The 21,917-nt window shown below is 71.2% G+C and carries 24 protein-coding genes; 20 read left to right on the forward strand and 4 right to left on the reverse strand.

All coding sequences use genetic code 11. The annotated features are described in order from the left end of the window. The first annotated feature begins 120 nt into the window (after positions 1 to 120). The 3 genes from R2B38_RS43075 to R2B38_RS43085 all read left to right on the forward strand — a co-directional run bounded on the left by R2B38_RS43075 (position 121) and on the right by R2B38_RS43085 (position 1,262). Complete coding sequence (locus R2B38_RS43075; protein ID WP_318021248.1) at positions 121 to 267, forward strand: hypothetical protein; 147 nt, start codon at positions 121 to 123, stop codon at positions 265 to 267. Between the two features lie 78 nt (positions 268 to 345). After that, positions 346 to 768 carry an ATP-binding protein gene (locus R2B38_RS43080; protein WP_318021935.1) on the forward strand — a complete coding sequence of 141 codons (423 nt, stop codon included), beginning with the start codon at positions 346 to 348 and terminating at the stop codon, positions 766 to 768. A gap of 215 nt (positions 769 to 983) precedes the next feature. Further along, positions 984 to 1,262, forward strand: a complete 279-nt coding sequence (locus R2B38_RS43085) for an LLM class flavin-dependent oxidoreductase (protein WP_318021249.1) — start codon at positions 984 to 986, stop codon at positions 1,260 to 1,262. Between the two features lie 473 nt (positions 1,263 to 1,735). Here the strand turns inward: R2B38_RS43085 and R2B38_RS43090 are convergent, their stop codons facing one another. The 4 genes from R2B38_RS43090 to R2B38_RS51405 form a co-directional block, all read right to left on the reverse strand. Further along, positions 1,736 to 2,650 (reverse strand): ABC transporter permease, encoded by a 915-nt coding sequence (locus R2B38_RS43090; RefSeq protein WP_318021250.1) that lies wholly within the window; start codon positions 2,648 to 2,650, stop codon positions 1,736 to 1,738. Next, positions 2,647 to 3,600, reverse strand: coding sequence for an ABC transporter permease (locus R2B38_RS43095; RefSeq protein WP_318021251.1), 954 nt, complete (start codon positions 3,598 to 3,600; stop codon positions 2,647 to 2,649). The genes R2B38_RS43090 and R2B38_RS43095 overlap by 4 nt, the downstream gene beginning before the upstream one ends. Before the next feature lie 35 nt (positions 3,601 to 3,635). After that, positions 3,636 to 5,261 carry an ABC transporter substrate-binding protein gene (locus tag R2B38_RS43100; protein ID WP_318021253.1) on the reverse strand — a complete coding sequence of 542 codons (1,626 nt, stop codon included), beginning with the start codon at positions 5,259 to 5,261 and terminating at the stop codon, positions 3,636 to 3,638. A gap of 128 nt (positions 5,262 to 5,389) precedes the next feature. Beyond that, positions 5,390 to 5,509, reverse strand: a complete 120-nt coding sequence (locus tag R2B38_RS51405) for a putative leader peptide (protein WP_411978543.1) — start codon at positions 5,507 to 5,509, stop codon at positions 5,390 to 5,392. 154 nt (positions 5,510 to 5,663) lie between these two features. On the opposite strand from R2B38_RS51405, the gene R2B38_RS43105 reads away from it, so the two are divergent. The 17 genes from R2B38_RS43105 (at position 5,664) to R2B38_RS43185 (ending at position 21,881) form a co-directional block, all read left to right on the forward strand. Further along, positions 5,664 to 6,149, forward strand: coding sequence for a nuclear transport factor 2 family protein (locus R2B38_RS43105; protein ID WP_318021254.1), 486 nt, complete (start codon positions 5,664 to 5,666; stop codon positions 6,147 to 6,149). A gap of 686 nt (positions 6,150 to 6,835) precedes the next feature. After that, positions 6,836 to 8,113: a helix-turn-helix transcriptional regulator gene (locus R2B38_RS43110; protein WP_318021255.1), complete on the forward strand. Its 1,278-nt coding sequence runs from the start codon at positions 6,836 to 6,838 to the stop codon at positions 8,111 to 8,113. Positions 8,114 to 8,344: 231 nt separating this feature from the next. Next, on the forward strand, positions 8,345 to 8,857 hold the full coding sequence (locus R2B38_RS43115) for a nuclear transport factor 2 family protein (RefSeq protein WP_318021256.1): 513 nt from the start codon (positions 8,345 to 8,347) through the stop codon (positions 8,855 to 8,857). Positions 8,858 to 8,868: 11 nt separating this feature from the next. After that, the gene (locus tag R2B38_RS43120) at positions 8,869 to 9,294 is read left to right on the forward strand and encodes a MarR family winged helix-turn-helix transcriptional regulator (RefSeq protein WP_318021257.1); all 426 of its coding nucleotides are present in this window, start codon (positions 8,869 to 8,871) and stop codon (positions 9,292 to 9,294) included. Positions 9,295 to 9,344: 50 nt separating this feature from the next. Further along, positions 9,345 to 10,526 carry an acyl-CoA dehydrogenase family protein gene (locus R2B38_RS43125; protein WP_318021258.1) on the forward strand — a complete coding sequence of 394 codons (1,182 nt, stop codon included), beginning with the start codon at positions 9,345 to 9,347 and terminating at the stop codon, positions 10,524 to 10,526. A gap of 40 nt (positions 10,527 to 10,566) precedes the next feature. Next, on the forward strand, positions 10,567 to 12,030 hold the full coding sequence (locus R2B38_RS43130) for an FAD-dependent monooxygenase (RefSeq protein WP_318021259.1): 1,464 nt from the start codon (positions 10,567 to 10,569) through the stop codon (positions 12,028 to 12,030). Between the two features lie 34 nt (positions 12,031 to 12,064). After that, positions 12,065 to 12,388, forward strand: coding sequence for a TcmI family type II polyketide cyclase (locus R2B38_RS43135; RefSeq protein WP_318021260.1), 324 nt, complete (start codon positions 12,065 to 12,067; stop codon positions 12,386 to 12,388). Then, the gene (locus tag R2B38_RS43140) at positions 12,388 to 13,665 is read left to right on the forward strand and encodes a beta-ketoacyl-[acyl-carrier-protein] synthase family protein (protein WP_318021261.1); all 1,278 of its coding nucleotides are present in this window, start codon (positions 12,388 to 12,390) and stop codon (positions 13,663 to 13,665) included. Before R2B38_RS43135 ends, R2B38_RS43140 begins: the two co-directional genes overlap by 1 nt. Then, positions 13,662 to 14,903: a ketosynthase chain-length factor gene (locus tag R2B38_RS43145; protein ID WP_318021262.1), complete on the forward strand. Its 1,242-nt coding sequence runs from the start codon at positions 13,662 to 13,664 to the stop codon at positions 14,901 to 14,903. Before R2B38_RS43140 ends, R2B38_RS43145 begins: the two co-directional genes overlap by 4 nt. A 1-nt stretch (position 14,904) precedes the next feature. Then, positions 14,905 to 15,174, forward strand: a complete 270-nt coding sequence (locus R2B38_RS43150) for an acyl carrier protein (protein WP_318021263.1) — start codon at positions 14,905 to 14,907, stop codon at positions 15,172 to 15,174. Positions 15,175 to 15,199: 25 nt separating this feature from the next. Next, on the forward strand, positions 15,200 to 15,985 hold the full coding sequence (gene fabG / locus R2B38_RS43155) for a 3-oxoacyl-ACP reductase FabG (RefSeq protein WP_318021264.1): 786 nt from the start codon (positions 15,200 to 15,202) through the stop codon (positions 15,983 to 15,985). A 34-nt stretch (positions 15,986 to 16,019) separates the two neighbouring features. Continuing rightward, positions 16,020 to 16,958: an aromatase/cyclase gene (locus tag R2B38_RS43160; RefSeq protein ID WP_318021266.1), complete on the forward strand. Its 939-nt coding sequence runs from the start codon at positions 16,020 to 16,022 to the stop codon at positions 16,956 to 16,958. Beyond that, positions 16,955 to 18,871, forward strand: a complete 1,917-nt coding sequence (locus R2B38_RS43165; RefSeq protein ID WP_318021267.1) for an SDR family oxidoreductase — start codon at positions 16,955 to 16,957, stop codon at positions 18,869 to 18,871. The genes R2B38_RS43160 and R2B38_RS43165 overlap by 4 nt, the downstream gene beginning before the upstream one ends. 26 nt (positions 18,872 to 18,897) lie before the next feature. Then, a complete protein-coding gene (locus R2B38_RS43170) occupies positions 18,898 to 19,056 on the forward strand; it encodes a hypothetical protein (protein WP_318021268.1) in 159 nt (52 codons plus the stop codon). 2 nt (positions 19,057 to 19,058) lie between these two features. Next, the gene (locus tag R2B38_RS43175; protein WP_318021269.1) at positions 19,059 to 20,075 is read left to right on the forward strand and encodes an LLM class flavin-dependent oxidoreductase; all 1,017 of its coding nucleotides are present in this window, start codon (positions 19,059 to 19,061) and stop codon (positions 20,073 to 20,075) included. Continuing rightward, a complete protein-coding gene (locus R2B38_RS43180; protein ID WP_318021270.1) occupies positions 20,068 to 21,276 on the forward strand; it encodes an MFS transporter in 1,209 nt (402 codons plus the stop codon). Before R2B38_RS43175 ends, R2B38_RS43180 begins: the two co-directional genes overlap by 8 nt. Next, a complete protein-coding gene (locus tag R2B38_RS43185) occupies positions 21,273 to 21,881 on the forward strand; it encodes an NAD(P)H-dependent oxidoreductase (protein ID WP_318021271.1) in 609 nt (202 codons plus the stop codon). The genes R2B38_RS43180 and R2B38_RS43185 overlap by 4 nt, the downstream gene beginning before the upstream one ends. The last annotated feature ends 36 nt before the right edge of the window (positions 21,882 to 21,917 follow it).

Raw genomic sequence — 21,917 nt, forward strand, 5'->3', positions numbered from 1 at the left:
ACCCTGGTGAACGGCCGCGTGGCGTCTCTTCGTCGCAGGTGACATGGCTGATCCGACCCGGCCGGGGTAGCCGAGACAGTGCACGGTCCGATGCTCGTCGGACCGGAGGAGAGGAGCGTCATGTCGGGCGTAGTGGAGCGCATCAAGCAGTTCGCCAAGAGCCCCCAGGGGCGACGCGCGGCGGACCAAGTACGCCGGGCCGCCGCCGACCCGCGCCGCCGGGCCCAGGCCCAGCGCCTGCTGGCCAGACTCCGTGGTCGCCGCTGAGAACACCCGCTCCACGCCGGTGGGTTCCACGGAGGAGGGGACTGAGCGGAGCACGCTACCGAGGGAGGATTGATCGCTGTGGAAGGTTCGTCGCTCCGGGCAGTGGGCTGGGCCCGCACCCTGCCGTTGGACAGTGAGGTGAAGTCGGCCCGGGACTGGGCGCGCGGGCATCTGGAGGCGCTCGACTGGAGCACCACCGCCCCGGAAACGGTGGACGCCGTACTGCTCACCGTCTCCGAACTGGTCACCAACGCGCACCGGCACGCCCACAGCAGCGCCCAGTTGGTGATGACGTGCGACGACCACTGCCTGCACGTCTCCGTCCACGACAGGTCCAGCGACCTGCCCACTCCGCGCGAGGCGAGCACGGAGCGCCTCGGCGGACGCGGGATGCTCCTCGTGGACGCGCTCGCCGACACCTGGGAGTCGCACTCCTGCCCGCACGGCAAGTCGGTCAGCGCGTGTTTCCATTTGCCAGGCACGCCGTCGCGGGACCGTTGAACCGACGCACGGTCACACCAACGGCCCGAAGAGCGTCAGGGGTTCGTGAGAAAGCGCTACGTGCTCATCGGTGCGCCGGGCCGTCGACGCGCTCCAGCCGGCCTTCCGGCGAGGTACCCCGCCGGCCCGGGGCACATCGGCATTCGGATCGATGCCTCAGAAATTCGATCACATGACCAAGGTCCTGCTGCCTGTCAAGGAGCGCCGCGTCGGCCTTGGACCAGCACAGCCGCGGCCGGGTCCTGGTCAGCATCGTCAGCGGCCTCGACAACCTGGCCGCCTACGGTGACACCCACAGCGATCCGGCGCGACGGTACGCGCGCACCCAGGAGTTCATCCGTCTCGTACGACGGCTGTGGACCGAGGAGGACGTCACGTTCGCAGGTGAGCGGCTTCAAGGTGGCGCCCCGCCCCTGGACGACGGCCGGCCGAGCACGTCCGACGGTCTGCTTCGGCGGCGCGTCCGAGGCCCCGGAGCGGGCGTCGGCGGCTGAGGCGGACGTCCAGCTGTCCCGGCGCCCGGCCGCACGCCTCGGGGCGGGTGCGACTCGCCCAGCACGAGACCGGCATCGTCGTCCTCTGCGCACAGGGGACACGCCCCACGACACCCTCAGGCAGCGGCCGGCCTCCGGGCACCACGCGGCGGACGCCTCGCTCGTACCGCTCCCGTGGAGCGAGGAGTTCGCGGTCTTCCGTACCTGGGGCGCGAGGCGCGGGCACTTCTGGAGCGGGGCGGGCCGCTGGTGCGCTCCCGGCGCGGGTGATGCTCGAACTCATCGACGTCCAAGCCGTGTCGGACGCTCGCCTCGACCACGCCGAGTCTCTGGACGAGCCCGCCCACATCCGGCGGGGCCTGGAGCGCCGGCACGACGCGGTGCGTCAGGCCGCCCACGACGGAACCATCGGGGCCCGACAGCATCGGACGCCACCGCGGACACTCAGCGACGAGCCGCCCGCCCCGCGTACGTCAGTCGCCGGTGGTCCACTCGCCGTCCAGGGCCCGGGAGATACGGTTGACGGCAAGAACGAGTGCCGCGACGGTCAGACCGGCGAGCGTCGACACCCACCAGGCGTCGGCGAGGTAGTCACGGCCGTCGGCGATCAGGGTGCCCCACTCGGGGGCGGGCGGCGGGGCGCCGTAGCCGAGGAAGCCGAGGGCGGCCACCGAGAGCACCGCCGTTCCCAGGTCGAGGGTCGCCAGGACCACCACCGGTCCCGCGGCGTTCGGCAGGACGTGCCGGGACAGCACGCTGTACCAGCGGGCACCGGACACGCGAGCGGCCTCCACGTACACGGTGTTCCGTACCCGCAGCACCTCGGCGCGCATGACCCGCGCGAACCCCGCGACACCGGCGAGTCCGACGGCGAGAGCCACGTTCTCGGTGCCCGGCCCGAGCGCGGCGACCACGGTCAGCGACAGGAACAGGCCGGGAACGGCGAGGAGTACGTCGACGAACCGCATCAGCGCGGTCTCGACCCACCCGCTGCCGAAACCGGCGACGAGCCCGATCGTGCTGCCCGTCACGAACGCGACGCCGACCGCGATCAGGGTGGCCCTGAGCGACAGAGCGGCGCCGTGCACCACCCGGGCGAACATGTCGCGGCCCAGGTCGTCGGTGCCGAACCAGTGGTGCGTGCTCGGCGGGCGGAGGATCTCTGTCGGCGTGCCACGCAGGGGGTCGCGGTCGGTGAGGAGGGTCGGCCAGAACACGGCCAGCAGGACGACGGTCACGAGGATCAACGAGAGCACGAGGCCGGGCCGGTGCACCAGGAACCGCAGCAGGCGCCCGGTGCCGGCCGACGCGCGCTTCCGGGAGACCGGGACCTCGGGCTCGGGGCGTGTCGCCCCGTCCGACGGTGCGGTCGTCAGCGCCTCACTCATGCGGGGCCCCTTCGGCCGACGGTGACGATACGGCGGTCCAGCAGCGGATATGCCAGATCGACGAACAGGTTGACGGTGACGAAGACCAGTGCGCCGAACACGACCACGCCCTGCACCACGGGGATGTCCTGCACGGTGACGGCGTCGGTGGTGATCCGGCCCAGCCCGTTGCGCGAGAAGACGTCCTCCACGACGACGGCGTTGGCCGTCAGTTGACCGGTGAGCAGTCCGACGACGGTGAGCGCGGGCAGCGCGGCGTTGCGCAGGGCGTGCCGGAACTGCACCCGGACCCGGCCCGCTCCCTTGGCCCGCGCGGTCTGCACATAGGGCTCGTCGAGCACGGCCAGGAGGCTCTTCGACAGCACCTGTGCCACCAGCACGGCGGCCGGCAGCGCCAGTGTGACCGCGGGCAGCACCAGACCGGCCGCACCGTCGTTGCCGAACGCCGGGAACAGACGGATCCGGAACGAGAAGACCTGGACGAGCATCAGCCCGACCCAGAACGAGGGCAGGGAGATCCCCACCGCCGGCAGTGACAGCAGCAGCTGACGCAGCCAGCGCCGCCGCGTGGACGTCGCCGCCAGCGCCAGGCCGGCGCCGAGCAGCACCGCCAGCGGCAGCGCGACCGCGGTCAGCTGCAAGGTTTGCGGCAAGGCATCGGCGAGGGTGTCGGCGACAGGCCGGCCGGTGGCGACGGAGTCCCCGAAGTCGCCTCGCAGGGCGTGTCCGAGCGAGCTCGCGTAGCGGACCAGGAACGGTCTGTCGAAGCCGTACTGCGTGCGCAGTTCGGCCAGCCGCTCGGGGGTGACCTGGGTGGAGTTCAGACCGGCGCCCGCCATCGCGGCCACCGGGTCGCCCGGCAGGAGGTCGAGGAGCAGGAAGGTCAGCGTGTACGCCGCCCACAGCACACCGACCGCCTGCGCCATACGCCACAGTACGTACCGTCGCATCATCGTTCCTTCGCCGACTCGATTCTGACGGGATGTCAGCTCTTCCAGGTGTCGTGGAGGCTGATCCCGCCGGATGCCCCGAGCGTCAGGCCGTGCACCCGCCGGGAGACGCCGACCAGGGACTCGAGGTCGACGATGGGCACGACGTATGCCTGAGCGATGACCAACTGCTGGGCCTCGGCGACGAGTTCGTCGCGCCTGGCGCTGTCGGTGGTGGCGGCCTGCTCGTCGAGGACGGTGTCCAGCCGGCCGGCGGGGAGCCGGTAGGAGTTGACGAGCCGCGTCGAATACAGCGTGCGCAGCGCGTCGGGGTCGGCCCGAGTGAGGTCACCGCCCCACAGCGCGTCGTAGTCGCCGGTCTTGATCGTCTGAGGGAACTGGGTGACCTGGAGCTCTTTGATCACCAGTTGGATGCCGACGTCCTTCAGCTGCTGCTGGACGAGTTCGAGGGCGGACTGGTAGGCCCCGGTCCTGTTGAACGACACCACGGTGAGGCTCAGTCTGGTGCCGCCCTTGCGGAGGATCCCGTCGGGGCCCGCGCGCCAGCCGGCCTCGGACAGCAGTGATTCCGCCCGGTTCTTGTCGTGGGCCAGTTTCCCCGAGAGGTCGGTGTAGCCGGGTGTGGTGCGGGACAGGACGCTGGTGGCGGGCCGGGTTCCGGTCGGGAAGAGGGCCGTCGCGATCTGTGCCCGGTCGACCGCCGCCTGCGCCGCCTGCCGCACCCGGACGTCGCGGGTCAGGGGCCGGGCGTTGTTGAAGCCCAGGTTGAAGACCACACCGGGGTTGGCCCGCTGCTCCACACGGGCTCCGCCGCGCCGCAGCACCGCCTCGTCCTGGCGGCGCACTCCGCCGATGGCGTCCACCTGACCGGAGCCGAGACTGCCGGCCCGCACCCCGGACTCACCCACCACGGTGAAGGTCACGGCGTCGAGATACGCTCCGCCCTTCTTCTGCCAGGCGGCCGAGCCCCAGTCGTAACCCGTGCGCCTCTTCAGTGCCAGGGACTGGTTCTGCCGGTACGAGGAGACCGTGAAGGGACCCGAGCCGTGGACACCCTCGCTGCACCGGGCCTGTGGACTGCGGGCGGTGTCCGCCGGGGAGACCAGGGCGAGCGAGGCGGTGGCCGTCGCCTGGAGGAACTGGGCGTTGGGCCGGTCGAAGACGACCTCGGCCGTACGGTCGTCCACGATCCGCGTCTCCCGGTAGCCGGTGAGATAGCCCTGGGCCAGGATCGCGAGGCCGCCGAGCTTCGGGATCGCGTCGAAGTTCTTCCTGACCGCCTGCGCGTCGACGGGAGTGCCGTCGCTGAAGGTCGCACCCGGGCGCAGATGGAAGGTGAACGTCCTCGCGTCGTCCCCGACCTCCCAACTCCTCGCCAGCCAGGGGACGATGCGCCCGGTCGCGGGATCCTGGTCGGTGAGGGAGTCGACGGTCTGGCGCAGTGCGTAGAGGGTGTCGCTGCTGCCGACTTGCTGCGGGTCGAGGCATCCGGCGTCGGTCGCGACGGCGAAGGTGAATTTCCCGCCGGACACGGGAGGTCCGGCGGTGTCGTCCGGAGCCTGCGAACCGGCTCCCCCGCAGGCGACGAGGGACGTGGCGAGGGCGAGGGCCAGAGCGAGGGCCGAGACCGGGCGCTGCGGACTCGAACGGTGCGTCTTCACGGGTGCTGTCTCCTGCGGGACGAGGCCGGGGTGGGGCAGGGAGCGGGTGCCGGAGCGTGGTGCGTGAAGGCCGCGCGGGGGAGCGGCCCGCCGGGGCGCATGGCGGCGGCGCGGGGAATCGCGTGGATTCAGACGGCGCGACAGACCGCGCTGTTGACGCGTTGGAGGTCGATGTGACGGCGCGACGACAGCAATGTGCCGGTCGGAGAGAGAACGGCGGACCGGACGGGGAAAAGCGTGCTGCGCATGCTTTTCCTCCCGTGGGCAAGGCCGTGGTGAAATCCGATGACGGCCGTACCGTAACCAGTTGTGGCAAGGGGCGTCAATGGCCTGTTTCGTAGGCTGGGAAAACACCCGTGGCATCATGAGCGAGAACACCTCAGCGGCCCGGAAAGGAACGACATGGCCTCCCTGAACGACGATCTGCTGGCCACCATCGAGGCGGAGCGCGAGATTTACCGGACCTTCTACAAGTTCTTCCGGCTGGTGGACACGGGCCGCTATGAACAACTGGTCGACTGCTTCACCAAGGGCGCGCTGATCGAGTACGACGTGATGCCGGGGCCCACACAGCGCTTCCACGGGCGGGACGAGTTCGCCGGCTTCATGTCCGGGGGAAGCCGCTACCGGCGCGAACCCACGGTGGCGCACGTCCTCGGCCAGACCTTGATCGAATGGACCGACGGTGCCCCTCACGTGCAGGCTTACGCCACGGTGTGGCACTGGAGCGCGACCCGCACCCTCGACGGCCGGCACCGCCCGGCGGACTGGACGGTGGTGGGACTGGTCGAGGACGACTTCGAGCAGGAGGACGGCCGCTGGCTGATCAGCCGGCGTTATGTGGCTCCGGTCGCCGGGCTCGTCGCCGCGGGGCGGGCGCCGATGTAGCGAACCCGCCGGAGTTGTTCCGCCGTGTCGCCGGTGATTCCTGTTCGGAAAGACCGGTGACATGTATTCGGGAACACCGGTAACGCTTGTTCGGAAACACTGGTAACGCTTGTTCGGAAACATCGGGAACATTTATTCGGCGACATCTGTGACGGTTGTCCGGTGGCATCGGTGACGTCTATTCGGATTCATCGGTGCCACTTCTCCCGGTGGGAGGTCAGGGGCGCGGTCGATTTGGAATTCGGGAGTCCGATTCTGTGGCGCGCGGTATCGGCCGCGCCGGGGCCATCGACGCGTCGCGTAGATTTTCGGACAGAGCTGGGGCGGTCGCCGTCCGTGATCGTCACCGGTCACCGTGTTCCGACATGACGTGGTAGCCATGGCGTCGGCCAATCAGTTGACAAAGCGGCAATGTTCACCGTGTACGGTCGATTCCGGTTCTGTCGCGAACGTGTCCTCGTCCTTGCCGCGCTCCGTGCCCGACCTGGTCTGCCGGACAGTGCCGTCCGGCCGCGACCCGGCGGGAACTCCGCGAGTCGGCGATCGCACCGCGCACCTCCACGTCTCGGGAGCCTCGACCCGCCCTCGTCCGGGCTCGGCCGACGGCTCCGCGTACCCGCATCAGCGCCTCAGCACGGACGGACGCGCCGCACCGGACATCCACATCCGAACCAGGGGGGACAAAGATGACGGAGACGGCATACTCGACCGGGTGGCCCGGGACCGGCGAGCGGCCCTTCCACGAGGGATCCGCCGTCTACATTCCAGGGCGGCAGGACACCCATGACGAGCGCGTACCGCCCGATGAGGTCTGCCTGTCGCTGCACAGCCTCGAACTGGCGAACCTGGGCGTGCGCCGTGCCCTCGTCCACGAACAGATCGAGACGATTCTGGACGCGCCGGACAGGCGCGGCCACCCGTACTGCATGTGGCTGGCCATCCTCACGCTGCTGTACACCGGCGATCTGGTCGCCGCGTACACCGCGTGCCGCCGACTGGCCGCGGACCCACGCTGGTCGGGGTCGCAACGCCACCAGGAACTGCTGACCCTGATGCGCGCGCGGATCAGCCTGCTGTCCGGTGACGGTGTCAAGACGTCGGCGCTGCTCAGCGAAGCGCTCGCGCACGGCCTGCCTGCGCCCCTGCACCGGCTGGCCGTCGCGTGGCTCGTCGAGGCGCACGTCCTGGCGGGCGGGACGGACACGGCCCACAAGGTTCTCCTCGCCCACGAACTGGCGGGGCGTCTGGACCCCGGCCTGCCCGACGTGGCCTACGTCCTGGCCGCGCGCGGCACGCTGCGGATGGCGACCGGTCAGGTCCAGCACGCGCTCGACGACCTGATCTCCTGCGGGCGGATCCTGACCGCGCAGAACGTCGCCAACCCCGCGGTGATCCCCTGGCGCTCACGAGCCGCGTTCGCCGCGCTCGCGGCCCGTCGGCAGGATCTCGCGCTCGCGCTGGCCAGCGACGAACTGACCGCGGCGAGGTCCTGGGGCGCACCGCGCGGCATCGGCATCGCCCTGCACGCGGTGGCGGTCGCCGGCCGGGGTGAGGACGCCGTGACGTCGCTGGAGGAGGCCGTGGAACTCCTCGGCCTCGCGCACGCCCGCGGCGAGTTGATCCACGCCCTCCACGATCTCGCCCGGCTGCAGACCGAGCGCGGTGATCCGTCAGCGGCCCGCAGCAGGCTGGAGGCGGCCTTCGCGGTCGCCCGGGAAAGCCGGAACGGACTGTGGCCGGAGCAGCTCAAGAGCGCCCTGGAACGACACGACCTTCCCGTTCTCACCAGCCAGGAACTACGCATCAGCGAACTGGCCCGCGCCGGATACAGCAATCGGCAGATCGCGGAAACACTGTTCCTGGCCGTGCGCACCGTCGAGTTCCATCTGTCGAGCGTGTATCGGAAACTCGGTGTCTCAGGGCGCAGGGAACTGCGTTCCGCCTTGGGAGCGCCTCCCTCGTAACCTGCGGAAAACCCGCCTGCCGCGCCGCTTCTCCCGACCGGAGGGGCGGCGCGTCCGCGTTCCCGTATCCGACCGCAGCGGGCCCGCAGGTAACCCTACGGGCCGACCGTAGTTTCCGAGGGCGTGTCTTGTAGCGGAAGGCATCGGTCTGCGAACGTCGAATGGCGGGACGGCGGTCGCCGAATACCCGCCCCCGAATCCCGCTCCAGGACGGAAAGGGTTTCCCTCTTCATGCCCGAACAGACAGAGCTGGTCGACCTGGTGAAAACACTCGTCGAACGGGTTCAGACACTTGAGGACGTCAGGGAACTGACCCGGCTGCGTGCCGAATTGCCGCGTCGTATCAACGACGGGCAGTGGGAGCGGGTGGGGGAGCTCTTCTCCCGCACCGCGCAGCTCGACTACCAGCACCTCGGACAGGCCTCCGGACGGACGGCCGTCCAGGAGTACTTCACGTCCCTGCCCGGCCTCATCCAGCAGGACAAGCCGGAATCGGGCCTGCTGGTCAAGCAGTTCGTGCACGGCCACGAGGTGGAGGTCTCCGGTGACGTGGGCACCGGAGTCAGCTTCTTCGAGGAACGGGTCGTCTTCGACGACGAGAGCGCCATGGTGGCCGGCCGGTTCACCGACAGCTATGTCCGGGAGGACGGCCACTGGCTCTTCGCCCGCATCGAACTCGACCTGTACTGGGTCATCCCGCACCACGAGGGACTGGTCCGCAAGGCGTCGGCGGAGAAAGGCTGAGGTGGATTCCCGTGCTCCAGAAGAACACGACGAAACGGCTCGGATACTGGCTCCTGCACCTGCACCTTCTTTTCGACGAGGCGACCGGTCGGGCACTCGCCGAGGAACAACTGGACCGCCGTCGGTGGCAGGTGCTGCACGCCATCAGTATCGGAGTCGACCGGGTGTCCGACATCGACTCCGCATTCGCTCCCTTTCTGCGAGTGGACCGGGAGACCTCTTATCAGCCGGTCGTCGACGAATTCGCCGTCCGCGGCTGGGTCCTGAGGACGGGGGACAAGGTGACCCTCACCGAGGCCGGAGACGCGGCACACGAGCGCGCGGAAAAGCTCGTGAACGCCCATGCCGCGCGGTCCCTCGACGGAATATCCGAGAGCGAGTTCCTCGCCGCCAACGACGTCCTGGCCCGAATCGCCGCCAATCTCGAAAGCGAATGACGAGTCGCGCCCTGCTCCCCCCGTCGAAGCCGCCACCGCCGGAGGACCTGATGCCACCCACCACCGCACCCACCCGCGACGAACTCGTCGCCGCCGCGGCCAAGCTGGTGCCCCTGCTCCGTGCCCGGTCCCTGTGGATCGACGAACACCGCCGACTGCCGCAGGACGTCGTCACCGCGATCGAGGACTCGGGTCTGCTGCGCATGCAGATCCCCGCTCAGTACGGCGGCTACGAGTCGGACGCCCGCGCTTTCGTGGACGTCCTCGCCGAGGTCGCCAAGGGCAACAGCTCCGCCGCCTTCTGCCTCTCGGTCTACGCCACCCTGGGCTGGATGACCGCCCTGTGGCCCGACGAGGCCCTGGACGAGGTGTTCGCCGACCCGCACGTACGCGTCAGCGGCACCACCGCGGCCACCGGCACCGCGCGCCGCACCGCAGGCGGCTGGATCCTCAACGGCAGCTGGCGCTTCAACAGCGGGGTGCTGCACAGCCAGTGGAAGATCAACGTGGCCCTGCCCGAGGACCCGGCCGACGGAACCCTCCCCCTCTTCTGCCTGGTACCCGTCGCCGAACTGCGGATCGAGGACGACTGGCACACCATCGGCCTCCAGGGCTCCGGCAGCGTCACCACCGTCGCCGAGGACGTCTTCGTCCCCGCCCACCGGGTCATCACCGGAGCCGACTTCTACGAGAACGTCTCCAAGTCCCGCGTCAACAGCTCCAAACCGCACTACCGGGTGCCCGTCCTCGTCACCACCAACGCGATCCAGAGCGGCCAACTCGTCGGCGCCGCCCGATACGCCCTGTCGAGTTTCCTGGAACGCCTCCCCGGCCGCCCGCTGACCTACACCGACTATCCCAGCCAGCGCGAGGCACCCCTCACCCACCTCCAGGTCGGCGAGGCCGCCCTGCTCGTCGAGGACGCCGAACAACGCGCCCACCGCTTCGCCGGACTCATCGCCGAGAAGATCGCCCGCGAGGAACCGTGGACCACCGAGGAGCGGGTGGCCGCCCGGGTGCAGATCGGCTGGATCGCCCGGCAGAGCAAGGCCGCCGTCGACATCCTCGCGGCGGCGAGCGGCGGTTCCTCCATCCACCGCGACGTACCGGTCACCCGGATCCAGCGCGACCTCCACGCCGCCTCACTGCACGCCATGATCACGCCCGGCGTGAACGTCGAGCTGTACGGCAGGTCCCTGTGCGGCCTCGAACCCAACACGGCCTATCTCTGAACCCGTCCGACACAGCCACTCTCCCTGGAGGACAACACCCATGGACGCCTCCGTCATCGTCGTCGGCGCCGGGCCCGCCGGGCTCATGCTGGCCGGGGAACTCCGCCTGGCCGGCGTCGACGTCCTCGTCCTCGAACGGCTGGCAGAACCCACCGGTGAATCCCGCGGCATCGGGTTCACCATCCGCACGATGGAACTCTTCGACCAACGCGGACTGCTGCCCCGGTTCGGCGACATCGAGACCGGCACCGCCGGCCACTTCGGCGGGCTGCCCCTCGACCTCACGGTCCTCGCGGCCGCCCACGGCGCGGCACGCACCGTCCCCCAGTCCCGCACCGAGGCCGTACTCGACTCCTGGGCACGCCAGTTGGGGGCCGACATCCGACGCGGTCAGGAGGTCGTCGCCGTCACCGAGGACACCGACGGCGTGAGCGTGAGCGTCCGGGGTACGGAACGGGCCCTGAGGGCGCGCTACGTCGTCGGCTGCGACGGGGGCCGCAGCACCGTGCGGACACTGGCCGGCTTCGACTTCCCCGGCACGCCCGCGACGACCGAACTCTTCCTCGCCGATCTCCGCGGCGTCGACCTCCCGCCCAAGATGACCGCCGACCCCTCGGCGGGCGGCCTGGTGATGGTCGCCCACCTGCCCGACGGCATCACCCGGGTCATCGCCGCCGAGCGCGGTACGCCCCCCACCCGGCGCACCGCACCGCCCGACTTCAGCGAGGTCGCCGGCGTCTTCAAGCGCCTGACCGACACCGACATCTCCGGTGCCGAACCCGTCTGGGTCAGCGCGTTCACCGACGCCGCCCGCCAGGTCTCCCGCTACCGGCGAGGACGGGTCCTGCTCGCCGGCGACGCCGCGCACATCCATCTGCCGGCCGGCGGACAGGGCATGAACACCTCGGTCCAGGACTCCGTGAACCTCGGCTGGAAACTGGCCGCGGTGGCGCGCGGCACGGCACCCGAGACCCTCCTCGACACCTACCACGAGGAGCGGCACCCGGTCGGCCGCCGCCTGCTGGCCGACACGCGCGCCCAGAGTCTGCTCATCCTCGGCGGCGAGGACGTGACCCCGGTCCGGGAGGTCCTCACCGAACTCCTCGACCACACCGAGGTGGCCCACCACCTCGCGGGCCGCGTCAGCGGCCTCGACATCCGCTACGACGTCGGCGGCGGCCGGCACCCCCTGCTCGGCGCCCGACTGCCGCAACTCACGCTGCGAAACGGCGAGTTGCACACCACCAGCACCCAACTCCTGCGCACCGGAAGGGGACTGCTCCTCGACCTCACCGACAACCCCACACTCCGGCGCCGTGCCCACGGCTGGACGGACCGGGTCGACATCGTCACCGCCGTCCCCCGGGACGTACCCGGCGACAGCCCCCTGACCACCACCGCGGCGGCGCTGGTGCGGCCCGACGGACACGTCGCCTGGGCGGCACCCGGCAGCCACCACGACCTGCCGACGGCGCTGGAACGCTGGTTCGGCCCCGCCCGCTGAGCCCGCCCCACCACCAAGACGCACAAGGAGAACGATGCACAGCACACTGATCGTGGCCAGGATGGAGCCCGCGTCGGCCACCCGCGTCGCCGGACTCTTCGACGCCTTCGACCGCACCGACATGCCCGACCGCATGGGCACCCGGCGCCGGCAGCTGTTCGAGTACCGCGGCCTCTACTTCCACCTCCAGGACTTCGACACCGACGACGGCTCCGGCCGGATCGAGGAGGCCAAGACGGACCCCCGCTTCGTGTCGATCAGCGAGGACCTCAAGCCGTACATCGAGGCCTACGACCCGCTGACCTGGCGCTCGCCCGCGGACGCCATGGCCCGCCGCTTCTACCAGTGGAGGGCCTGATGACCGGCACGCCCCGGCGCGTCGTCATCACCGGCGTCGGCGTGACCGCGCCGGGCGGACAGGGCGTCAAGGCGTTCTGGAACCTGCTCACGGACGGCCGTACCGCGACCCGTCGTATCTCCTTCTTCGACCCCGCGCCGTTCCGCTCCCAGGTGGCCGCGGAGGTCGACTTCGACCCCGAACTGTCCGGCCTCACACCGCAGGAGGTGCGGCGCATGGACCGCGCCGCCCAGTTCGCCGTCGTCACCGCCCGCGAGGCGGTCGCCGACAGCGGGCTCGCCTTCGAGGCCATCGACCCGCGCCGCACCGGCGTCACCATCGGCAGTGCGGTCGGCGCCACCATGGGCCTGGACCAGGAGTACCGCACCGTCTCGGACGGCGGTCGCCTGGAACTCGTCGACCACACCTACGCCGTACCCCACCTGTACAACTACATGGTGCCGAGCTCCTTCGCGACGGAGGTCGCGTGGACGGTCGGCGCCGAGGGCCCGGCCACGGTCGTCTCGACCGGCTGCACCTCCGGCCTGGACGCGATCGGCTACGCGGCCGACCTGGTCCGTGAAGGCACGGCCGACGTCATGGTGGCGGGCGCCACCGACGCCCCCATCTCGCCGATCACGGTCGCCTGCTTCGACGCGATCAAGGCCACCACCTCCCGCAACGACGACCCCGAGCACGCCTCACGCCCCTTCGACGCCTCCCGCAACGGCTTCGTGCTCGGCGAGGGCTCGGCCGTCTTCGTCCTGGAGAGCCTGGAGCGGGCCCGGGCCCGCGGCGCCCGGATCTACGCCGAGGTCGCCGGGTTCGCCACCCGCTCCAACGCCTTCCACATGACCGGCCTGCGCCCCGACGGGAAGGAGATGGCCGAGGCGATCCGGGTCGCGCTGGACGAGGCCCGGATGAACCCCGAGGACATCGACTACGTCAACGCGCACGGCTCCGGCACCAAGCAGAACGACCGGCACGAGACCGCCGCCTTCAAGCGCAGCCTCGGCGAACACGCCCGCCGGACGCCGGTCAGCTCCATCAAGTCGATGATCGGCCACTCCCTCGGCGCCATCGGCTCCATCGAGGTCGCCGCCTCCGTGCTCGCCATGCGCCACGACGTCGTACCGCCCACCGCGAACCTGCACACACCCGACCCCGAATGCGACCTCGACTACGTTCCGCTGACGGCCCGTGACCAGCTCACGGACGCCGTGCTGTCGGTGGGCAGCGGCTTCGGCGGATTCCAGAGCGCGATCGTGCTGGCCGACCCCGACCGGACCCCGCGATGAGCCGGCGCACGCTCGTCACCGGCCTCGGCGTGATCGCGCCGACCGGACTCGGCGTGGAGGAGTACTGGGCCGCGACCCTCGCCGGGCGGAACGCGATCCGCCGGATCACGCGTTTCGACCCCTCGCCCTACCCTGCCCGGCTGGCCGGCGAGATCAGCGGCTTCGACGCGGCCGCGCATCTGCCGGGCCGGCTGCTGCCGCAGACCGACCGGATGACCCGGCTCGCACTGGTCGCCGCCGACTGGGCGTTCGCGGACGCCGGCGTGGTACCCGCACAACTGCCCGAGTACGACGTCGGTGTGATCACGGCCGGCCACTCCGGTGGCTTCGAGTTCGGCCAGAACGAACTCAGGGCCTTGTGGAGCAAGGGCGGCCAATACGTCAGCGCCTACCAGTCGTTCGCCTGGTTCTACGCCGTCAACAGCGGCCAGATCTCCATCCGCGGCGGACTGCGCGGCCCCAGCAGTGTGGTCGTCAGCGACCAGGCAGGCGGCCTGGACGCGCTTGCCCAGGCCCGCCGCCAGATCCGCAAGGGCACCTCGGTGGTGATCTCCGGCGCGGTCGACGCCTCTCTGTGCCCCTGGGGCTGGGTCGCTCAGTTGACCAGCGGCCGGCTCAGCACCTCCGAGGACCCCGACCGCGCCTACCTGCCCTTCGACGAGCGCGCGGCCGGGCATGTCTCCGGCGAGGGCGGTGCGCTGCTCGTCCTGGAAGCCGAGGAGCACGCCGTCGAGCGCGACGCCCCACGGGTGTACGGCGAGATCGCCGGACACGCCTCCACCGTGGACCCCCGGCCCGGCAGCGACCGCGCGCCCACCCTGCAACACGCGATCGAACTGGCCCTCGCCGACGCCGGCACGGACCCGGGGGACATCGACGTCGTCTTCGCCGACGCGGCGGCGGTCCCCGACCTGGACCGCGCCGAGGCCGAGGCGATCACCAAGGTGTTCGGCGTCCACGGTGTGCCCGTGACCGCGCCGAAGACCACCACAGGCCGCCTCTACTCCGGCGCCGCCCCCCTCGACCTCGCCGCCGCGCTGCTGTCGCTCCGCGACGGCGTGATCCCCCCGACCACCGGCTCCACACCGTCACCGCGCTACGACATCGACCTCGTCACCGGCGCCCCACGACCGGCTCCGGTGCGTGCCGCCCTCGTGCTCGCCCGCGGACACGGCGGATTCAACTCCGCGCTGGTCGTGCGCACCGCACCCACCCCGACCGCCGCACGAAAGGCGTGACATGCCTGCCACCACATTCACCCTGCACGACCTGAAGAGGATCCTGCTCGATGCCGCGGGCACCGACGAGAACGTCGATCTGGACGGCGACATCACCGATCTCGACTTCCAGGACCTCGGCTACGAGTCGCTCGCCCTGCTGGAGACCGCGGGACGGATCGAGCGGCTCTACGGCATCAGCCTCGACGAAGAGGCCTTCGCCGGCGCCGACACCCCCCGCGCGCTCATCGACCTCGTCAACGCGCATCTGTCGGCCGGCCGCGCCGCCTGACCGCACCCGGAAGGAACGAGAACCCATGACCGAGCAGCACCCCAGGGTCGCCCTGGTCACCGGCGCCACCAGCGGTATCGGCCTCGCCTCGGCGCGCCTCCTGGCCGAGCAGGGCCACCGGGTCTTCCTGTGCGCCCGGGACGCGACAGCGGTGGCCGACACCGTCAAGTCGCTGCAGAACGACGGCCTCGACGTGGACGGCACCACCGGCGACGTCCGTTTCAAGGAGCAGGTGGCCGCCGTGGTCCGGGCGGCCGGCGCCCGGTTCGGGCCGATCGACGTCCTGGTCAACAACGCCGGGCGGTCCGGCGGAGGCGTCACCGCGGATCTCGCGGACGACCTGTGGGACGACGTCATCGCGACCAACCTCACCAGCGTCTTCCTGGTCACCCGGGAGGTCCTCACCACCGGCGGCATGCGGAACAAGGCACGCGGCCGGATCATCAACATCGCCTCCACCGCCGGCAAACAGGGCGTCGTCCTAGGTGCCCCCTACTCCGCCTCCAAGCACGGAGTGGTCGGCTTCACCAAGGCCCTGGGCAACGAACTCGCGCCGACCGGCATCACCGTCAACGCGGTCTGCCCCGGCTACGTCGAGACGCCGATGGCACAGCGCGTACGGGCCGGGTACGCGGCCGCCTACGACACCTCCGAGGACCAGATCCTGGAGCGGTTCCAGGCGAAGATCCCGCTCGGCCGCTACTCCACGCCCGAGGAGGTCGCCGGTCTGGTCGGCTACCTCGCCTCCGACACCGCGGCGTCCATCACCGCACAGGCCCTCAACGTGTGCGGCGGACTCGGCAACTTCTGACCCCCAACCCCCCTGTGACGAAGGAGAGTTCACCATGACCGTCCGCGAGGTCGAGCACGCTGTCACCGTGCGTGCCCCGGCGTCCGAGGTCTACCGACTGCTCGCCGAGGTGGAGAACTGGCCACGGCTCTTCCCGCCCTCCGTCTACGTCGAGTATCTCGAACGCGAGGGCGACGAGGAGCGCATCCGGATCTGGGCCACCGCCAACGGCGAGGCCAAGAACTGGACCTCACGCCGCGAACTCGACCCTCAGGGACTGCGCATCACATTCACCCAGGAGGTCTCCGCACCCCCGGTCGCCCGGATGAGCGGCACCTGGGTCGTCGAGCCCCGCGGCGAAGGGGAGACCCATCTGCGGCTGCTGCACTCCTACCGGGCCGTCGACGACGACCCCGAGGGACTCGCCTGGATCGACCAGGCCGTCGACCAGAACAGCCGCGAGGAACTGCCCGGCCTGAAGTCCGGCCTCGAAGAGGCCACCCGGACCGCCGAGTTGACGCTGTCCTTCGAGGACTCGGTCGTCGTCGAGGGCTCGGCGAAGGATCTCTACGACTTCGTCAACGAGGCCGACCGCTGGACCGAACGGCTGCCGCACGTCAGCACGGTCACGCTCACCGAGGACACCCCGGGACTCCAGGTGCTGCGCATGGACACCCGGGCCGTGGACGGTTCGACCCACACCACCGAGTCGGTGCGGGTGTGCTTCCCGCACCAGCGGATCGTGTACAAGCAGACCACCCTGCCGGCCCTGATGACCCTGCACACCGGCCGGTGGGAGTTCCGCACCGCCGAGGACGGGACCGTCACCGCGACCTCGCAGCACACGGTCGTCCTCAACGCCGACAACATCACCAAGGTGCTGGGCACCGACGCGGGGATCCCCGAGGCCCGGCGCTTCGTCCGGGACGCGCTCGGCGCCAACAGCCGGGCCACACTGGAGCACGCCAAACGGTATGCGGAAGAACGGCGTTGACCGCGACCGTGGTCGTGGTCGGAGCGGGCCCCGTCGGTCTGCTCCTGGCCGGTGACCTGCGCGCCCGAGGCGTGCCGACGGTGGTGCTGGAGCAGCGCGCCGAGCCCATGACCGAGACCAGGGCCTCCACCCTCCACACCCGCACCATGGACCTGCTGGAGGAGCGTGGTGTACTCGACCGGCTGGGCCCGCTGCCGGACGGCGGACCGGGACACTTCGGAGGGCTGCGGCTCGACCTGGCCGCCGCCGATCCCGCCCACCGCCACGCCGGACAGTGGAAGTGCCCCCAGACCCGCCTCGAAGCGGTGCTTCAGGACCGCGCCCTGGACCTGGGCGCGGAGGTGCGACGCGGACGGCGCCTGGTCGCCTTGCGCGAGCGGGGCACGGAGGTGGAGGTCGAGGCACAGGCCGCCGACGGCCGCCGGGAACGGCTCCACTGCGCGTACGTCGTCGGCTGCGACGGCGTCGACAGCACGGTCCGCCGCCTCGCCGGCTTCGACTTCGCGGGCAGCGACGCCCGCCGGGAGCTGCTGCGCGCGGACGTCGCCGGGCTCGACATCCCCGACCGGCGCTTCGAGCGGCACCCCCGCGGGCTCGCCACCGCACACCGCTGGCCGGACGGCAGCACCCGGGTCATGGTGCACGTCTTCGCCACCACGCCCGGGCCCCGTGACGGACCGCCCCGCTTCGACGAGGTGGTGGCCGCCTGGGCCGAGGTGACCGGCGAGGACATCGGGCACGGCGAGCCGCTGTGGCTCAACACCTTCGACGACACCCGGCGCCAGGCCACCGGTTACCGCCGGGGCCGGGTCCTGCTCGCCGGCGACGCCGCCCACGCGCAGCTGCCGGTCGGCGGACAGGCGCTCAACCTCGGCCTCCAGGACGCGACCGACCTCGCCGTCCGGCTGACCTCGTCCGGCCTCGACGACTACGACCGCGTCCGACGGCCGGCCGGCGCCCGCACCCTCACCGACATCCAGGCCCAGGCGTATCTGCTGCTCGGCGGCCCCGAGGTGGAGCCCTTGCGTCAACTCTTCGCGCAACTCCTTGAGTTGGCACCCGTACGACGTCACCTCGCCCGCCGCGTCAGCGGCCTCGCCGCACCCTCGACCCCCACCGACGCACCGAAGGACAGGAGTTCCACCATGGGCAGGCTCACGAACAGGACCGCGCTGGTGACCGGTTCCAGCCGGGGCATCGGCCGGGCCATCGCCCGGCGCCTCGCCGAGGAGGGCGCGCTGGTCGCCGTCCACTACGCCACCGGCGAGGACGCGGCCCGCGAGACGGTCGAGTCGATCGAACGCGACGGAGGCCGCGCCTTCCCCGTCCGTGCCGAACTCGGCGTCCCCGGCGATGTGCACGAACTGTTCCTCGGCGTCGAACAGGGCCTGAAGGAACGCACCGGCGAGGCCGCGCTGGACATCGTGGTCAACAACGCCGGCGTCACCACCCCGGCCGGAGTCCCCCCGGAGGACGTCACACCCGAGGAGCTGGACCGGCTCTACGCGGTCAACGCCAAGGCCCCGTTCTTCGTCGTCCAGCGCGCACTGCCGCTGCTGCGCGAGGGCGGCCGGATCATCAACATCTCCTCGGGCCTCACCCGGGTCGCCAATCCCGACCAGGTCGCCTACGCGATGACCAAGGGCGCCGTCGAGCAGCTCTCCCTGCACCTGGCCCGGCACCTCGCGCCCCGGGGCATCACCGTCAACAGCGTCGCGCCCGGCATCACCGACAACGGCGGCCCGCTCTTCGACATACCGGAGGCCGTCGAACAGATGGCACAGCTGTCCGCGTTCAAACGGGTCGGCGAGGCCGTCGACGTGGCGGACGTGGTGACGTTCCTGGCCACTTCGGAGGCCCGCTGGATCACGGGCGCGTTCATCGACGCCAGCGGCGGCACCCTGCTCGGCTGATCCCGCCGACGGAAGGACTCCCGCAGATGACGCCCACGCCGTACCCCCGCGACCGCCACGACGACCCGCTCGACGACCGCGGCGAACCCGGTGACCTGCGCGCCCTCGTGGCCCGGGTGCTGAGCACGCCGCGGTACCGACCGCGCACCCCCGCCCCGCGCCCGTCCCACCGAACGGAGACCTGACGATGGACGTCGGACTGCTCTTCGACCTGCGCAACCCCCAGGCGTGGCACCGGCCGTGGGCCGACCACTACGCCCGCTCGCTGGAGTACTGCGAGGAGGCCGACCGGCGGGGCGCGGGTGGCGTGTGGTTCACCGAGCACCACCTGTTCGAGGACGGCTACCTGCCCCAGCCGCTCACCTTCGCGGCCGCCGCCGCGGCGCGCACCCGGCGCGTGCGGATCGGCACCGCCGTCGTCCTGCCCAACCTCCACAAGCCCGCGCAGCTCGCCGAGGACGCGGCCCTGGTCGACCTCATCAGCGGCGGCCGGCTGGAGGTCGGCTTCGGCGCCGGCTACCGGATGCCGGAGTACCGCCTGTTCGACGCCGACTTCGGCCGTCGCTTCAGCCAGGTCGAGGCCAACATCCGCGAAGTGCGCCGACTCTGGGAGGAGGGCGGCATCACCCCCGGCCCGATCCAGACACCACTGCCCCTGTGGGGCGGCTTCTACGGCCCCCGAGGCGCCCGCCTCGCCGGCCGCCTCGGCATCGGACTGCTCCACATCAACCACCGGATGTACGAGCCCTACCGCGAAGGACTTGTCGAGGGCGGCCACGCCCCGGACACCGCCCGCGTCTCGGACCTGCTGCCCGTCATCCTCGCCGACGACCCCGAGGCGGCCTGGCCGCGCGTCGCCCCGCACCTGGCCCACCAGATGAACACCTACCAGCAGGGATCGCTCGAAGGCACCGACCTGCCCCGGCCTCCCCTGCTGAGCGCCGGCGACTTCCCGCAGCCGGCGGCCGAGGACGGCTCCTGGTCCCTCTTGGAGATCCTCACTCCCGAGGAGGCCGCCAACCGTATCCACGAACGGATCCGGGGACTGCCCGTGCGGCATCTGATCTTCTGGGCGAGCATCGCGGGCATGCCGGACGACCTCGTCGTCCGCAACATCGAACTGGTCAGTGAGCGGCTGCCCGCCCTCCTCGCCGAACGGGCCGCCGCCGAACCCGTCACGGCAGGGGCGCTCGGCCGTGGCTGAGCCACGGCTCTCCACCCCCGTCGAGGACGGCACCTGGCGGCTGCTGTCGATCCTCTCCGCCAACATGGTGCTCGACGCGATCGAGGTGTCGGTGGTCCTGGTCGCACTGCCGTCGATCGCGGCCGACCTCGGCCTGTCGGTGTGGGCCGCGCAGTGGCTGATGACCGGCTTCGCACTCGGCTTCGCGGCCGTCCTGCTGCTCGGGCCGCGGCTCACCGCCCGCTGGGGACTGCGCCGTTGCTATCTCGCCGCGCTCCTCGTCTTCGCCGCGGCCTCCGTGGTGGGCGGGCTCAGCGACACTCCGTGGATCCTCGTCGCCGCCCGCGTCGTCAAGGGCGGTTGCGCCGCACTGACCGCTCCCGCAGGACTGGCCCTGATCACCGCCACCTTCCCCGACGGACCGCCGCTGCGCCGGGCGGTGTCGGTGTACTCGCTGTTCGGCGCGGCCGGATTCACCCTCGGTCTGCTGCTCTCCGGACTGCTGACCTCCGTCAGCTGGCACTGGACCTTCCTCTTCCCCGCACCCGTCGCCCTCGCCCTGTTCGCCTGGGGCCTGCGCGACCTGCCGCGCACCGGGCGGCGCGAACGGCCCCGGATCACGTCCGGACTCCTGCGGCACGGCACGCTGATCCGCTCCACCCTGGGCGCGGCCACCCTCAACGGCACCTACGCGGCCCTGCTGCTCCTGGTCACCTTCCAGGCCGCGGACCGGTTCGGATGGCGGCCCTGGCAACTGGCCCTCGCCCTGCTGCCGGCCTGTGTCCCGCTCGCGGTCTCCGTCCCCTTCGCCGGACGGCTGACCGGCCGCTTCGGCACCGCGGGGCCCATCGCCGCCGGAGCGGTCGCGGCGCTGGCGGGACAGCTGCTGCTCGTACTGCGACCCGAGCCGCACTCCTACGCACGGGGTCTGCTGCCCGCACTGCTGCTGGTCGGCGCCGCGTTCGTGCTGTCCTTCGCCGCCCTGAACCTCCAGGCCACCCGCGGCATACCCGTCGGCGCACGAGGATCCGCGGTGCCCGTGTACCAGACCGGTGTCCAGCTGGGCGGAGTCCTGCTCCTCCCGCTGGTGGGCTTCCTGGTCACCCACGCCACCGGCTACCGGCCCGCACTGCTGGCCATCGCCTGCGCCGGAGCGGCCGGAGCGGTCCTCTCGCTCACCGGCCTGCGCAACCGTTCCCCGAAGGGAGTCGTCCCGTCATGACCCAGCAACCGTCCACCACCGCGGAGGCGTTGAACGTCGCCGTCATCATCGGCAGTGTCCGCGAGGGCCGGTTCGGACCCACCGTCGCCCGCTGGTTCGTCGGCCAGGCCGCACAGCGCGACGACCTCGTCCTCGACGTGGTCGACCTCGTCGACTACCCACTGCCCCTGGAGAAGGCCACCCCGGGCGACCCCCCGGACGCGGCGACCGCGGAACTGCGCGACGGGCTCGCCCGGCGGCTCGACCGCGCCGACGCGTTCGTCGTCGTCACACCCGAGTACAACAACACCCTCCCCGCCGCGCTGAAGAACGCGATCGACTGGATCTTCGACGAGTGGGCGGCCAAACCCGTCGGGTTCGTCTCGTACGGAGGCATGAGCGGCGGCCTGTGGGCGGTCTCCCACCTGCGCCACGTCTTCACCGAACTGCACGCGGTGCCGCTGCGCGAGCAACTGATCTTCCACCAGGTCTGGAACAGGTTCGAAGGGGGCGTCCCCCGCGACGCGGAGGAGAGCGAGGTGGCCGCCAAGACCCTGCTCAACCGGCTCGTGTGGTGGGGGGAGGCCCTGCGCACCGCCAGGGCCGCGCGCCCCTACCAGCGCTGAACCGTGCCGCCCCCGCCGCTTCCACAGAAGGGTTCA

The organism is Streptomyces sp. N50, from assembly GCF_033335955.1.
In the GTDB taxonomy this organism is placed as follows: domain Bacteria; phylum Actinomycetota; class Actinomycetes; order Streptomycetales; family Streptomycetaceae; genus Streptomyces.

Bases quoted from the DNA above. Each gene is read 5' to 3' on its own strand.
- R2B38_RS43075 (WP_318021248.1), top strand. From the start codon at position 121: ATGTCGGGCGTAGTGGAGCGCATCAAGCAGTTCGCCAAGAGCCCCCAG.
- R2B38_RS43090 (WP_318021250.1), bottom strand. From the start codon at position 2,650: ATGAGTGAGGCGCTGACGACCGCACCGTCGGACGGGGCGACACGCCCC.
- R2B38_RS43095 (WP_318021251.1), bottom strand. From the start codon at position 3,600: ATGCGACGGTACGTACTGTGGCGTATGGCGCAGGCGGTCGGTGTGCTG.
- R2B38_RS51405 (WP_411978543.1), bottom strand. From the start codon at position 5,509: ATGCGCAGCACGCTTTTCCCCGTCCGGTCCGCCGTTCTCTCTCCGACC.
- R2B38_RS43105 (WP_318021254.1), top strand. From the start codon at position 5,664: ATGGCCTCCCTGAACGACGATCTGCTGGCCACCATCGAGGCGGAGCGC.
- R2B38_RS43110 (WP_318021255.1), top strand. From the start codon at position 6,836: ATGACGGAGACGGCATACTCGACCGGGTGGCCCGGGACCGGCGAGCGG.
- R2B38_RS43115 (WP_318021256.1), top strand. From the start codon at position 8,345: ATGCCCGAACAGACAGAGCTGGTCGACCTGGTGAAAACACTCGTCGAA.
- R2B38_RS43125 (WP_318021258.1), top strand. From the start codon at position 9,345: ATGCCACCCACCACCGCACCCACCCGCGACGAACTCGTCGCCGCCGCG.
- R2B38_RS43130 (WP_318021259.1), top strand. From the start codon at position 10,567: ATGGACGCCTCCGTCATCGTCGTCGGCGCCGGGCCCGCCGGGCTCATG.
- R2B38_RS43135 (WP_318021260.1), top strand. From the start codon at position 12,065: ATGCACAGCACACTGATCGTGGCCAGGATGGAGCCCGCGTCGGCCACC.
- R2B38_RS43140 (WP_318021261.1), top strand. From the start codon at position 12,388: ATGACCGGCACGCCCCGGCGCGTCGTCATCACCGGCGTCGGCGTGACC.
- R2B38_RS43145 (WP_318021262.1), top strand. From the start codon at position 13,662: ATGAGCCGGCGCACGCTCGTCACCGGCCTCGGCGTGATCGCGCCGACC.
- R2B38_RS43150 (WP_318021263.1), top strand. From the start codon at position 14,905: ATGCCTGCCACCACATTCACCCTGCACGACCTGAAGAGGATCCTGCTC.
- fabG (WP_318021264.1), top strand. From the start codon at position 15,200: ATGACCGAGCAGCACCCCAGGGTCGCCCTGGTCACCGGCGCCACCAGC.
- R2B38_RS43160 (WP_318021266.1), top strand. From the start codon at position 16,020: ATGACCGTCCGCGAGGTCGAGCACGCTGTCACCGTGCGTGCCCCGGCG.
- R2B38_RS43170 (WP_318021268.1), top strand. From the start codon at position 18,898: ATGACGCCCACGCCGTACCCCCGCGACCGCCACGACGACCCGCTCGAC.
- R2B38_RS43175 (WP_318021269.1), top strand. From the start codon at position 19,059: ATGGACGTCGGACTGCTCTTCGACCTGCGCAACCCCCAGGCGTGGCAC.
- R2B38_RS43185 (WP_318021271.1), top strand. From the start codon at position 21,273: ATGACCCAGCAACCGTCCACCACCGCGGAGGCGTTGAACGTCGCCGTC.